Annotated in this window: 21 protein-coding genes; 8 read left to right on the top strand and 13 right to left on the bottom strand. The window is 63.8% G+C overall.

Annotated features, from left to right (window positions below):
• The 9 genes from KBZ07_RS09830 to KBZ07_RS09790 form a co-directional block, all read right to left on the bottom strand.
• Positions 1 to 701 (bottom strand): HAD-IC family P-type ATPase (locus KBZ07_RS09830; protein ID WP_254931442.1); only part of this gene is annotated, 701 nt, incomplete at its 3' end.
• Between the two features lie 127 nt (positions 702 to 828).
• Complete coding sequence (locus KBZ07_RS09825) at positions 829 to 1,011, bottom strand: hypothetical protein (protein ID WP_254931441.1); 183 nt, start codon at positions 1,009 to 1,011, stop codon at positions 829 to 831.
• Positions 1,012 to 1,090: 79 nt separating this feature from the next.
• On the bottom strand, positions 1,091 to 1,348 hold the full coding sequence (locus tag KBZ07_RS09820; protein WP_254931440.1) for a hypothetical protein: 258 nt from the start codon (positions 1,346 to 1,348) through the stop codon (positions 1,091 to 1,093).
• A gap of 63 nt (positions 1,349 to 1,411) precedes the next feature.
• A complete protein-coding gene (locus KBZ07_RS09815) occupies positions 1,412 to 1,609 on the bottom strand; it encodes a DUF433 domain-containing protein (protein WP_254931439.1) in 198 nt (65 codons plus the stop codon).
• Positions 1,610 to 1,757: 148 nt separating this feature from the next.
• Positions 1,758 to 2,006: a hypothetical protein gene (locus KBZ07_RS09810; protein WP_254931438.1), complete on the bottom strand. Its 249-nt coding sequence runs from the start codon at positions 2,004 to 2,006 to the stop codon at positions 1,758 to 1,760.
• Positions 2,007 to 2,030: 24 nt separating this feature from the next.
• Positions 2,031 to 2,333, bottom strand: coding sequence for a DUF5615 family PIN-like protein (locus KBZ07_RS09805; RefSeq protein ID WP_254931437.1), 303 nt, complete (start codon positions 2,331 to 2,333; stop codon positions 2,031 to 2,033).
• Positions 2,334 to 2,423: 90 nt separating this feature from the next.
• The gene (locus KBZ07_RS09800; RefSeq protein ID WP_254931436.1) at positions 2,424 to 2,651 is read right to left on the bottom strand and encodes a DUF433 domain-containing protein; all 228 of its coding nucleotides are present in this window, start codon (positions 2,649 to 2,651) and stop codon (positions 2,424 to 2,426) included.
• Positions 2,652 to 2,894: 243 nt separating this feature from the next.
• Positions 2,895 to 3,113, bottom strand: a complete 219-nt coding sequence (locus tag KBZ07_RS09795) for a hypothetical protein (protein ID WP_254931435.1) — start codon at positions 3,111 to 3,113, stop codon at positions 2,895 to 2,897.
• 64 nt (positions 3,114 to 3,177) lie between these two features.
• Positions 3,178 to 3,432 carry an AbrB/MazE/SpoVT family DNA-binding domain-containing protein gene (locus tag KBZ07_RS09790; RefSeq protein WP_254931444.1) on the bottom strand — a complete coding sequence of 85 codons (255 nt, stop codon included), beginning with the start codon at positions 3,430 to 3,432 and terminating at the stop codon, positions 3,178 to 3,180.
• A 255-nt stretch (positions 3,433 to 3,687) separates the two neighbouring features.
• Between KBZ07_RS09790 and KBZ07_RS09785 the strand changes: the two genes are divergently transcribed.
• Together KBZ07_RS09785 and KBZ07_RS09780 are read left to right on the top strand one after the other, a co-directional pair.
• On the top strand, positions 3,688 to 4,035 hold the full coding sequence (locus KBZ07_RS09785; protein ID WP_254931434.1) for a hypothetical protein: 348 nt from the start codon (positions 3,688 to 3,690) through the stop codon (positions 4,033 to 4,035).
• Positions 4,032 to 4,487 carry a type II toxin-antitoxin system YhaV family toxin gene (locus KBZ07_RS09780; protein ID WP_254931433.1) on the top strand — a complete coding sequence of 152 codons (456 nt, stop codon included), beginning with the start codon at positions 4,032 to 4,034 and terminating at the stop codon, positions 4,485 to 4,487. Before KBZ07_RS09785 ends, KBZ07_RS09780 begins: the two co-directional genes overlap by 4 nt.
• 94 nt (positions 4,488 to 4,581) lie before the next feature.
• On the opposite strand, the gene KBZ07_RS09775 is transcribed toward KBZ07_RS09780, so the two are convergent.
• The gene (locus KBZ07_RS09775) at positions 4,582 to 4,803 is read right to left on the bottom strand and encodes a hypothetical protein (protein WP_254931432.1); all 222 of its coding nucleotides are present in this window, start codon (positions 4,801 to 4,803) and stop codon (positions 4,582 to 4,584) included.
• A gap of 150 nt (positions 4,804 to 4,953) precedes the next feature.
• Positions 4,954 to 5,169 carry a type II toxin-antitoxin system VapB family antitoxin gene (locus KBZ07_RS09770; RefSeq protein WP_254931431.1) on the bottom strand — a complete coding sequence of 72 codons (216 nt, stop codon included), beginning with the start codon at positions 5,167 to 5,169 and terminating at the stop codon, positions 4,954 to 4,956.
• Positions 5,170 to 5,420: 251 nt separating this feature from the next.
• Between KBZ07_RS09770 and KBZ07_RS09765 the strand changes: the two genes are divergently transcribed.
• Positions 5,421 to 5,564, top strand: coding sequence for a chlorophyll a/b-binding protein (locus KBZ07_RS09765; protein ID WP_197149257.1), 144 nt, complete (start codon positions 5,421 to 5,423; stop codon positions 5,562 to 5,564).
• A gap of 143 nt (positions 5,565 to 5,707) precedes the next feature.
• A complete protein-coding gene (locus tag KBZ07_RS09760; RefSeq protein ID WP_254931430.1) occupies positions 5,708 to 5,944 on the top strand; it encodes a chlorophyll a/b-binding protein in 237 nt (78 codons plus the stop codon).
• Between the two features lie 279 nt (positions 5,945 to 6,223).
• On the opposite strand, the gene KBZ07_RS09755 is transcribed toward KBZ07_RS09760, so the two are convergent.
• Positions 6,224 to 6,307: a cupin domain-containing protein gene (locus tag KBZ07_RS09755; protein WP_254931443.1), complete on the bottom strand. Its 84-nt coding sequence runs from the start codon at positions 6,305 to 6,307 to the stop codon at positions 6,224 to 6,226.
• A gap of 317 nt (positions 6,308 to 6,624) precedes the next feature.
• Positions 6,625 to 7,029, bottom strand: a complete 405-nt coding sequence (locus tag KBZ07_RS09750) for a YccF domain-containing protein (protein WP_254931429.1) — start codon at positions 7,027 to 7,029, stop codon at positions 6,625 to 6,627.
• A gap of 554 nt (positions 7,030 to 7,583) precedes the next feature.
• Here KBZ07_RS09750 and KBZ07_RS09745 point away from each other — a divergent pair.
• The 4 genes from KBZ07_RS09745 to KBZ07_RS09730 all read left to right on the top strand — a co-directional run.
• Complete coding sequence (locus tag KBZ07_RS09745; protein ID WP_254931428.1) at positions 7,584 to 9,155, top strand: NAD(P)/FAD-dependent oxidoreductase; 1,572 nt, start codon at positions 7,584 to 7,586, stop codon at positions 9,153 to 9,155.
• A 426-nt stretch (positions 9,156 to 9,581) separates the two neighbouring features.
• A complete protein-coding gene (locus KBZ07_RS09740; protein ID WP_254931427.1) occupies positions 9,582 to 9,818 on the top strand; it encodes a FitA-like ribbon-helix-helix domain-containing protein in 237 nt (78 codons plus the stop codon).
• Positions 9,819 to 9,898: 80 nt separating this feature from the next.
• The gene (locus KBZ07_RS09735) at positions 9,899 to 10,111 is read left to right on the top strand and encodes a hypothetical protein (protein WP_254931426.1); all 213 of its coding nucleotides are present in this window, start codon (positions 9,899 to 9,901) and stop codon (positions 10,109 to 10,111) included.
• 898 nt (positions 10,112 to 11,009) lie between these two features.
• Positions 11,010 to 11,405 (top strand): substrate-binding domain-containing protein (locus tag KBZ07_RS09730; protein ID WP_254931425.1); only part of this gene is annotated, 396 nt, incomplete at its 3' end.

Below are 11,405 nucleotides of genomic sequence, written 5' to 3'. Positions count from 1 at the left end.
AGGCGCAGGGCACCGAGCGCCAGAAACAGCGCCAGCACCACCGGGATCTCCTTGGGCAGCACCGCCAGCGCCAGGGCCAGGGCCGCTAGCAGCGCCGTGCTCCAGTCGCCGCTGAGGCCGCCCTGCAGCACGGCCAGCGCCGCGCAGAGGGCCAGGGCCAGCAGGCTGAGCCGGGCCGTGAGCCGGCGGGTGTGGCGCTGGAGACGTGTCGGGGGCGGCACCACCTCTGCCAAGCTGCGGCCGATCTGGCCGAGTTCGGTGGCCTCCCCCACCGCCACCACCGTCGCCCAGCCCCGACCGCTGGCCACCAGCGAGCCGGCCCGCAGCAGATCACCTGGCTGCTCGCGGGCCACCGGCAGCGATTCCCCCGTTAGCAGCGATTCATCCAGCCACAGGCCCACCCCCTCCAGCAGCTGCGCATCGGCGGCCACCCGGTCACCCTCCTCGAGCCGCAGGTGATCCCCAGGACGTAGCTGCTCGGGAGGGAGCTCCAGCTCCACCCCATCGCGGCGCACATGAGCCAGTGGGGCGGAGAGACGCGCCAGTTCCGCCAGGGCGCGCCGGCTGCGGCGCTGTTGCCAGGCATCCAGAAGGCTGATGCCAGCCACGAACACCAGCAGAATCGCCGCCTCCTGCGGTTCACCGATCAGGCCGTAGATCAGCGCGCAGGCCAGCAGCAGCAGGTTGGTGGGCTCCAGCACAGCGGGATCGCGCTTTGTCTGATGCTGATCAGGACTGTCGGCTTTGGCCCGGCAAGAGGGCGGCGGCCGCGATCAGCAGCTAAGCCCAGCCCTTCTGGCGCACCATGTCATCAGTCCAGCCCCTGAATTAGCTGCAGGCGAGCAACGGGATGCAGTTCACCCCGGCGTGATGCCGAAACCAGTGGCAGGTCATGCAGACCTTGCGGCTGCGGGTCTTGAGCAGCACCACCTCATCGAGGTAGGTCCACTCCGCGATCGGGAGATCGAGCCGGGCATTGAGTGCTGCGGGTCGGGGGAGAGGGATGCCCACAAACAACTCATGTGCGCACACCTGTACTAGCACAGTTGGCGAGCTTTGCCCCCTTCCCCTGGCGCTGGCCATAGGTGGCTCAGGGGACGCTTAGCTCCTGGTAGTCGCCCTCTTTGATGACGGCAACCGCGCACTGGATCTCGCTAGTGAACTGGCGAATCCTGGGCCAGCTGGTCGTCGTCAGCACAAGAATTGCGATCCTGCGCCCGGTCAGATTTTGCTGATAGCAGAGGTTGGTGTCGGTAGTGATCAGCAGCTCATAGCCCTCCTGCTCTGCAAGATTGATCAGCTCCCCGTTTGTGACGGTGGACCAGCCCAGCTCGTAGGCCGTAGCCACGAGGTGGTCAGCAAGTGAGCGCCGTAGGGGAACCGGTGTTCCCTGGTCAAACAGGATCCACACTCAGGCCACGGCCGCAGCCGTACTCCGGGCGGCATGCTCCAGCACTAAGCGGGCTTGCTCCTGCGTCACCCCAGGAAAGAGCTCAACAAAGTCCGTCACTGAGATCCCGTCTTCCAGGTTTTCGAACAAAGCCGCCACCGGGACCCTGGTGCCGAGAAAAACCCAGGCACCGCTTACGCGCCGGGGATCTTGCTCCACCGCGGTGCAGACAGCCCACCCGAGTGCGCTTTGATCGCTCATGCCCCAATCCTGGCCGACTATTGAACGGTAGTTACCCCACAGCATGGCGTTGGCGGCAAAGCAGCTCTTTGGCCATCTCCTGCTGGTGTTGATTTGCCGAGCGCACCTATCGGTGCGACACCAGAAACGTCTCGAAGCAGTCGTGGTGCTGTCGCTGGCAGATCCGGTAGGGAATCGAAGCGGCCTCGGCCGGCAACTTCAATCGCTTGCGGAATGCCTTGGTGAAGCCCTCCAGAGCAGTGCGGGGCAGATTCCGATCGATAGCCATCCCCATCCGGTTGACATCGACCTGCCGCCCATGATCCTGGCCCGCTGCTTCCCAGGTTGCTGCAGCGCTGAGGTTCAGGCCGGTCAACAGGAATGGATTGGGCGCAATCTCTCAGTTCTGCCTGATCAGCGGGAGGATCCGTACGCACGCACGGCGTTCATCTGCTAACACCAGGGCTCCTTGCTCAATCTCGTCGGCGTAGACCAGAAGCACTAAGAGCACCAGAGTGCCGATCGCTTCCGGCAGCACATTGAGGCAGCGGACCTGCAGCACGCTGGGACCCTCGGCGCCGCTGAAGGCCAGCATCGTCCCGAAGTCCAGGTCGTGCGTGAACACGGTGTAGTCGTATGCAATAGCCCATTGCATCAGAACCGTATCTGGAGCCCTCGGGTCACCCACCTCTGACCAATGCACCGCCGTATGGCCGGCGGCCTGGAGGAGCGGGATCCATTCGGTCGAGAGGCTGTTGCGTTGAACCAGCCATATCGACCAGCAACCTGGCCATCAGCTCAGGACCAGTGCCTCTTCCCGCTCTTCCATCCGCCAGGCGGCGTAGGCCAGAGTCTCATCGATGTCGGCTGGTTCAAGCAGCGGGTAGGCCTGCAGGATGCGCTCAAGGCTGCTGCCGTTGGCAACCAACCCCACGATGGTGCCCACCGTGATGCGCAGCCCACGGATGCAGGGCTTGCCGCCCATTACGGCGGGATCGTGGCTGATGCGCGGGAAGGCCATGGATCAATCGTAGGCAGACGCGGCCGTTTCACCGCCTCAGTCGACGGGCGCTGCAGTCCGACTGGGAGGGTGCTGATTTGCAGAGCGCACCTATCGGTGCTGATTTGCAGAGCGCACCTATCGGTGCGACACCAGAACCGTCTCGAACCAGTCGTGGTGCCGCCGCTGGGAGATCCGATCGGCCTTAGGTGATGTGGCCATTCAGGGATTACCGCATCGTGCGGGAGTCCGGCCACTTGATCCTTAGCAATGAGCGCGCAGGCCGAGGACCGGATCCTGGAGCAGCTCGGCCGCCTGACGAAAGCGGCCGCGATCGAACGAGAGCAGTTCAACTCCGCCCTGCAGCAATCTCTCGAATTGCTCCCCAGCGGCCAGGCGTGCCTCAGCACTGAGGCAGTGAAGGCGCTGCTTCATGCCCAGGGCGCTGTGGGTTTCGGTGATCAGCCAGTCACTGCTGATCAAGGGTTCGCGGCACTGCGCTCTTCTGGGGTCAGCAGAGCCACCACGACGCTGGTGTCGAGATAGATCATCGATGGGTCAGCGTCAACCAGCGTTCACCGCTACGGCATTCCTCGATCACGGAAGGGGTGAGTGGCATGGTGGCCTGAAGCTGGCGCAGATCAGTGGCCAGGGCAGAGCGATCCAGCCTGCGCAGAGGCTCCAGGCTCAGGCGGCCGTCTGGTCCAACGACGATGTCGATCTCATCGCCTTCCTGCAGCCCGGCCTGACGCAGGCATGCGGCCGGGAGCCTGACCGCCAGGCTGTTCCCCCAGCGCCGGATCGCCTACGGGAAATGATGGCTGGCGTCAGCTGAAGGACCTTGGGGCGTGGACTGTGTCAAGGAACGACTTGGGCCGTTCCCGGCCAGCTGTAGAGACATGTCCTTACGTCCGGTTTGTGGCTTCCACGTTCTCAAGGTGCCACTGCAGTGGCCCCGGCCTGGGTACAGCCCCATCGCCAGAGCTGCGCCGGCAGCCTCAATAACCATCAAGGCGGACTAACGTGATGTAAGTCCAGCTTTGCGGTGCAACTTGCTATGGCCGTCACCCCTTACCGCGTTACCCCGGCCCGACTCGGCAATTCTTCTGGCCTGCGGCTGCCTGCAGCCTTCTACCGGGACCATCCCCAGTTCGCCGGTGTTGCCGGCCAAATGGAGGTTCTGGACGACACCACGCTGTTGCTGCGCCTGGAGCCAGAAGAGCCGCAGCAGGGAGAAGCAGAGGAGGACAGCCTGCTGCTCGGGCTCTTCCTCGATTTCCTCAGCCGACAGGCACTCACGAGCGATCCGGGCCCGGTGCTCTACACGGAAGCCATGGCGGCAGGCGACGAGGAGCTACTGGACGGCGTGACGGTTGAGGCCGCAGACGAGCCGCTCGGTGTATGACTGCGCCGCTGGTTCGCCATGGCTGGGAGATCGCCTTCCAGCCCCAGCTGTTTGCGCGGCAATACGCCGAGCTCAAAGCCGAGGTGAGACGACTTAAGCAGGAGCTCGATCCCCAGGCGTTCGCGCAGCATCCCCAGGTGAAGTTGTTGGCGGCGGTGATGGAGGGGATCAAGGAACGGATCGCGGCCGATCCCTACGCCAGCCGCTTTGCTCTCACGGGCCCGCTGCGGCGCTATGGCCGGCTCAAGGGCCTGGGTCTGCCGGATCGCTACCGCCTGTTCTTTCGCCAATTTGAAGCGGAGGGCCGCCGCATGCTGCTGATCCTCTGGCTGGGCTTCCCCCGCAAGGACGGCGACCGCAACGACGGCTACGCCGTGTTCTCGCGTCTGGTGCAGCGCGGTGAGCTGCCGGAGGACTGGCAGAGCCTGCAACGTGAGCTCGACGCCGGCTGAGAGAACAACCCCCAGCTGGAAAGCACCCAAACGATTACCGCAGTCGAAGGCGAGACTTTGACCAGCGTGGCGGGGGAGTGTTGCGACCGGTAGCTCATGCCGCCACCAGGCCCAGGTGCTCGACGTAGCGCTCGAAATCGCGATCACTGAATAGCAGCGGCAGGTTGGCCTCGTAGCCGAAGACTTCTGCACAGCAGTTGCAGGCGGTGGCGATGATCCCGTGGATCGTCCTGCGCACCGTGATGCCCCGGCTGCGCAGCTGCCGGTAGTTCTCCGCCGCTTTCCAGGGGTTGCTTCCCTCCAATAGAGGCAGCACAGCTAGGGAACGGAAGAGTTGCCGTGCTGTTGCTACATCTTCTCCTGCCGGAAGCCCTGCAGCACCTCCACCAAGATGAGGTCGCTGATCGCTAGCGGCGTCACCCCGAGCAGCGCATCCAGTCGATCCAAACCGAGGTATCAACAACGATCACGGCTGCTTGGCTGCAGGCTCCTCATCCAGGCGTTGGGCCTCCAGATCACCCTCCCAGTCCAGACACCCTCGGAAAGCGCGAATTTCTCTCTGCTGCTGCAGCTTGACCAGGGTGCGCAGCCCTAACTCCACGGCTTCCCGCTTGCTTCGGGCACCGCTGGCCTGCATCGCCTGCTTCATCAGGGCATCGTCGATGACGATGTTGGTGCGCATGCCGGCCCTAGGGGCGATGTGTAGAGATTAGGCCTGTGATACACATCTGGGCTGGGGTTCCTGCTCTCTACGACCCTGTCGGCGGAGGCCTCAGGCACTCAACTGCCAGGGATGCCGATGTCGTTATTCCAGAACTGCCACGGCAGCCCGATGTGGGCATGCACCGGTTGGCCAAGACGACCTGGCGGGAAACCGCCATGGCCTAGGCCCTTCACATGCCGTTACAATTCGCGTAACAATCTGAAACACCCATGACTGACTCCTCCTCCCGTTTTGGCTTCGTCGCCTTCGCCGAAACCTGGAACGGCCGCCTGGCCATGCTCGGCTTTGTGATCGGCCTGGGCACCGAGCTGCTCACCGGCCAGGGCATCCTTTCCCAAATCGGGCTCGGTTGATCACCATGGGCCCCGACTTTTACACCACCCTGACCCTGCTTCTGTTTGGTGTCTGGCTGATCAGTGCCCTGGTGCTGCAGCCCAATATTGCCGACTGACTCCAGCGCGCTTCCGCTTCGTTTCACACACCCCAAGAGATCCCCATGACCAACACCCCCGCCAACGACCAGCTCGTCAATAACAGCGCCGAACAGCTGACCCTCATGGAGCAGCTCAAGAGAGCTGAACTGTTTAACGGCCGTGCCGCCATGCTTGGCATTATGATCGGCATCGTGGTGGAAGGCCTCACCGGCTTTGGCATCGCCCACCAGATCGGCCTCGGCGCCTTGGTGGATGGCTACGCCGCCTGCCGCACCCAGTTCCTTCCCTTCTGCTTCTGAGCCCCTGCGCGGTTCTCGCACCCACTGCCCCCGGCTTTGCCGGGGGCAACTCGCTAAAGGGCGGCCTGCGGGTCGACTCGATCAGCAGGTGGGCCAGCCAGGTGCCTATCAATCGGGGCTCAGCGACCCGATCGCCGATGCAACGGCTGATGGCTTGCTCGGTCTCGGCCAGCTCCCGAGCTCGGCCGGCCCACGAGCATGTTGCGCACAATCCCTTCTGTGGTCTCGCGGGGGCTGGGCAGGAGAGGGATCTGCATCGGCTCCACTTTGCCCGTCCTCTCAACCATCGGGGGTGACGGCGACATCGCCTTCCAGCAACAGGCAGATTTCCTGCTCGTCGTAGATCCAGGGGAACGCACTGATCTCACAGCCTCAGGTGGGCCAACTGGTCAGGCCCAGGCTCTGCAGCTGAGCTGGATCCGGATTGGAGGTGACCGTGAAGCCGCTGGCCATAGCTGCCTGGATGAGAACCAAGGGTCATTGCATTGTCCGCTCCCAGCCCTGCGAGGAGCCGCTTCCGGGGGATGCCTCGGGCACTCAACTCCAAGGCTCCACCGGTCCCCGGGCAGGGTTGAAAAGAAAGGTTGTGACATCGATGCGGTGGGTATGGTCGTCGATCGCCTTCTTGCCGCCGCAGGCGAAATCGAGCATCAGCTGGGCGCCGCGATACGGGGTGGCATTCAGCGGCGCACCGGCACCAGCTGCATACCGACCGGCGCCAGTGCGATCAGCGCCAGCTTGATGTGCTGAATGCCGAAGGGAATGCCGATGATCGTGACTAAGCAGGCCAGCGCTGAACTGAGGTGGCCGATCGCCAGCCACCAGCCGGCCAGCAGGAACCAAATCACATTGCCCACCACCCCGAAAGGTCCGGTACCGAAGTCGTTGCGTCCGGTGAGCTCCCGCCTGCTCACGGCCTCATTCCCAAACGGCCAGAAGGAGTAGTTGCCGATCACAAAGCAGGCCCGGGCCCAGGGGAGGCCGACGATCGTGATCGCCGCCACAAGACCGGCCAGCCACCAACCGAGGCCCATCAAAACTCCCCCAAGTACAAACCAGAGCACGTTGAGCAGAAAGCGCAGCATCGGATCTTCCGCGGTGCTCCCAGCCTGGCAACACGGGAGAGCGAGCGCAGCCCGCACGGGGGCCCGCAACACCACAGCCGTGATGGGTGATGTCCTCCTCCATCTTTTCGACCCCTGCTTCCAGTGGCGCCAACAGTGGCGCTGCTTCAGGCCCCCTGGCCTCTGCTGGCCGAGGGCAGAGCTACCGCCAGCAGCAGCAACCCAACCAGGGGCCTGCTGGTTCGCTGTCTCCACCAGTTGCTGTAAAAGCTTGCCCTAACTAGCTTTTATTCTCTATATCAAGCTAGTTGCTAACAGGAGGTGTACAGACAGGCCAGGTTCCCTAGGCCAGGTTGGACAGGCCGGTGGCTAACCCGCTGGCCCCGATCTCCCGGTCGAGGACCACGGTGATGTCGGTGAAGCCTTATCACCGGTTGTGGAGGCCCTGGCTCAACATCGCCGCATCGGCAAGCCTGTTCTCAATAGCATCACCCCATGGCGATCCTCGGCGACGGAACCGTGCTGGCCCCCCTTGCTGAGGCCGCTTACCGCCTCTGCCCTGGCCTGGAGCAGCTGTGCCGGATCTGAAAGGCATCCCGCCGGCCCCGGGGCCGGATCTGCTGGTGGTGGGCAGCGGGCTGGGGGGGCTCTGCGCCGCCGCCATGGCCGCCCGCCATGGCCTCGAGGTGCTGGTGCTCGAAGCCCACGACCAGCCCGGCGGCGCGGCCCATGGCTTCCAGCGCCAAGGCTTTGCCTTCGAATCCGGGCCCTCCCTCTGGAGCGGGCTGGGAACCTGGCCCAGCAGCAATCCGCTGGCCCAGGTGCTGCGGGCGATCGGGGAGGAGGTGCCGGTGCACAGCTACCACGAGTGGGGCCTACTGCTGCCCGAGGGCCAGCTGCGGGTGGGTGTGGGCCTGGAGCCCTTCCTGGCCGTGGTGCGCGATCTGCGCGGAGCTGCCGCCGCCGACGAATGGGCCCGCTTCATGCAGGTCCTGCAGCCCTTCTGCGCCACCGCCCGCTCCCTGCCCCTGCTGTCCCTGCGGCCGGGCCTTGGTACGGCGGCCGTCCTCGGCAGCCAGGGTCTGGGGCTGCTCGCCCAGGCGGGCAGGCTGGCCCAGCTGGGGGGTGCCTTCGGCCCGCTCGCCCGCCGCCACCTGCGGGATCCCTTCCTGCTCCACTGGGTGGAACTGCTCTGCTTCCTGATCTCCGGGCTGGGGATGGAGCAGACCAGCGCTGCGGCGATGGCCACCATGTTCGGCGAGTGGTTCGAACCCGATGCTGCTCTGGACTACCCGATCGGCGGCAGCCCCGCGGTGGTGGAGGCCCTAGTGCGGGGCCTGGAGCGCCACGGCGGACGGCTTCAGTGCCGCTCTCCGGTGGCGGAAATCCTGGTGGAAGGTGGCAGGGCCTGCGGGGTACGGCTCACCGGGGGCGAACGCATCGCTGCCCGGTTGGGCGTGATCGCCAACCTCAGCCCCTGGGATCTGCCGGCCCTGCTCCCAGAGGGCTCCGTTTCCGAGCGCTGGAGGAGGCAGCGGCAGGCCACCCCGGCCTGTGCCAGCTTCCTGCACTGGCACCTGGGCCTGCGCGGCGACGACCTGGCTGAGCTGCCGATCCATCACGTCTGGGTGGGGGACTGGCAGCGGGGCATCGGCGCCGAACGCAACATGGTGGTGCTGTCGATGCCGTCGCTGCTGGATCCCTCCCTGGCGCCCCCGGGGCATCAGGTGCTGCATGGCTACACCCCCGCCAACGAACCCTGGGAGCTCTGGAGGGAATTGGAGCGGGGCAGTGCCGATTACGAACGCCTCAAGCAGGAGCGCTGCGCGGTGTTCCACCAGGTGTTCGATGGCGTACTGCCCGATTGGCGCGAGCGGGTGGTGATCGAGCTGCAGGGCACCCCCCTCACCCACCGCCACTTCCTGCGGCTGCACCAGGGCAGCTACGGCCCGGCCTGGCCCGCCGATCGGGGGCCGTTTCCCGCCGGCGCCACTCCTGTGCAGGGGCTAGTGCTCTGCGGCGCCGGAGTGTTGCCCGGCATCGGCGTGCCGCCGGTGGCCGTGAGCGGCGCCATGGCGGCCCACCACTTCGTGGACGCCCGTCGCCAGCGGCGACTGCTCCAGGAGGTGGGAATCCTGGCGGCCTGAGCCGCAGAGCTCGAGCAGGCGCAAGGGCTGCTCCCAAGCTTCCTCTGGGCAGATCAGATCCCAGCAGCTGCCGAACTGCTGTGGTGGCCGGGCCGGCCTTGGGCTGCCTGGTGCTGCTGGAGCGGAGCAGATTGGAGGTGGCTTGCATCGCAGGAAGGAGAAAAAACGACCCACTCGCGCCACTAAGTCGCAGGGACAAGGCCGTCCAGTTGGCAACGAAAGGTGCACTCAGTAATTCTCACCGGGCGCTCGCCTTGGGCTTGCCCCTGCTAGCCCACTAACAGCGGTGACGGGGCCGCAGGACGAGCCCCAAACGGGAAAGGACAGGAGAAAGCTCTCCTTGCGGAACTGCCCATTCGGCAGCCGGCAATCCCGAAACAGAGGCACCGCTGTAAATAGCATTGCTACCGAGGCTGTGATGGGGCCATGCGTGATCTAGTGGTGCGCAGCGTGGATGACGCCCTGATCCAGGCGCTCAAGAAGCGTGCTGGTGCCCATGGCCGCAGCCAGGAAGCGGAACTGCGGGCGATCCTGTCCGCTGCGCTGCTGAGCCCACCGCGGCGCAACCTGGCGGAATTACTGGCTGCAATGCCGGATGTCGGCGTGGATGCCGATTTCCAGCGCCTGGACGATCAAGCAGGGGCCCGTGATGTTTTTGATTGACACCAACGTGATCAGCGAGGCCCGCAAGGGGCGCCGCGCTGTTTCTGGCGGCGGTCACCAACGGTGAGCTGAGCCGCGGGGTGGAGTTGATTCGACACCGGGGGGATCAACCGCAAGCTCAACTGCTGGAGCAGTGGCTGGCTGAGGTTTTGCAGACCTACAGCGATCGGGTGCTGGACCTTGATGGCGATGGCAGCGATCTGCTGCACGACCTCACCGTGGTGACGCGCAACATTGATGACCTCGCCGGCTGCGGAGTGCGGCTGCTGAATCCGTTTCAGCCCCCGCCGTGATGCACTACCTCAGCTTGATGGTTCCCCGACCCTCACCCCTCCATCCGCTGCAACACTGCACCGCCCAGCAGCGCCAGCGTGCCGGGGCAACCCCAACCGATAACCCCACAGTTGTACTGATAAGCGGGACTAACAAATTTCTTGAAACCGGGGAGCCAGGCGATCCAGCAAGGGGCATCCACAATGGATACGCCTCCCTCTCAATGCCTCTCATGCCAGATCACGGCGAACGGAAGCTCAGCGTTCGCGAAATGATCAACGCCTACCTGTTCGCGCTCCTACCGATGGAACAAGTGCTACGACGCTGGGCTGATATGGCTGGAGCGCAACAGCCCCAGCATCAAGGGCGGTGACCGCACGGCCATTGCAGCCAACTTCTGCAATGGCGGGCTGCCCAACAGACCTGCTCGGTAGAGCAATTCACCACCACTATCCGCACAGGGTCTAGAACTACAAACCTTGTTAAATACAGCCGGTGCTAGATCATCAAAACTGGCAGCGGGTGGATGGATGGGCGGCCATGCGCTGATACTCCTACTTCACAGCAATGCCTATACAAAATAACTAGCAAAGCGCTAACAAGGCAACCGTCGGCAATCCAACGGCCGACATGTCGCGATCACTCCCGGCAGGCTTTAAAACTCTTGAACTCGACGACTCTCTAATTCAAGCCAGGAGAAACGACAAAGATTGTACTTCAGGTAGCAATGCATCCTGCGACACAAAGCCCAAAAGCCTAATTTAATTCGCAAAAGACGGACACATACAAAAAATTCTTTTCATTTGACAACTCGCTGGAAAGAACTACCTTCCATGAGTGTTGCTGACTCCGACATGTCGTCGTCGAAGTCGCTAATAATATCAAAACATCAGCGCTTACTCAAACACTGGGGTTTCTATGCATCGAATCCTGTCCACCCTCCTGGCGTTCACCGCCATCCTGCTGCCTGCTGCGTCCATGGCTCAGGGCCAGTCATCTCCCACAGAAGTAAACCGCACCCAGGCTCGAGATGGTGTGATCAGACTTTATGGTGCCTGCGGCCCGCAAAATGCCTTGCGCGAAGTGGCAGAAGCATGGGAACGGAGCAACGACCTCAAGGTCAGGATCACCTGCGGACCAGAACCATCCTGGACCCGACAAGCACAGGACGACGCAGACATCGTCTGGGGAACATCAGAGCAATCAATGACTGCATTTCTGCAGTCATTTCCAAGCTTCCCATCGAAAGATGTTGTGCCAATCTATCTGCGTCCTGCCATCATCGCCGTCAAGACTGGAAACCCACGCCGCATT

The sequence above is a fragment of the Cyanobium sp. BA20m-14 genome (genome assembly GCF_024346295.1).
The sequence above is the reverse complement of the archived record's forward strand: the minus strand, read 5'-3'. Positions and strand labels throughout refer to the sequence as shown.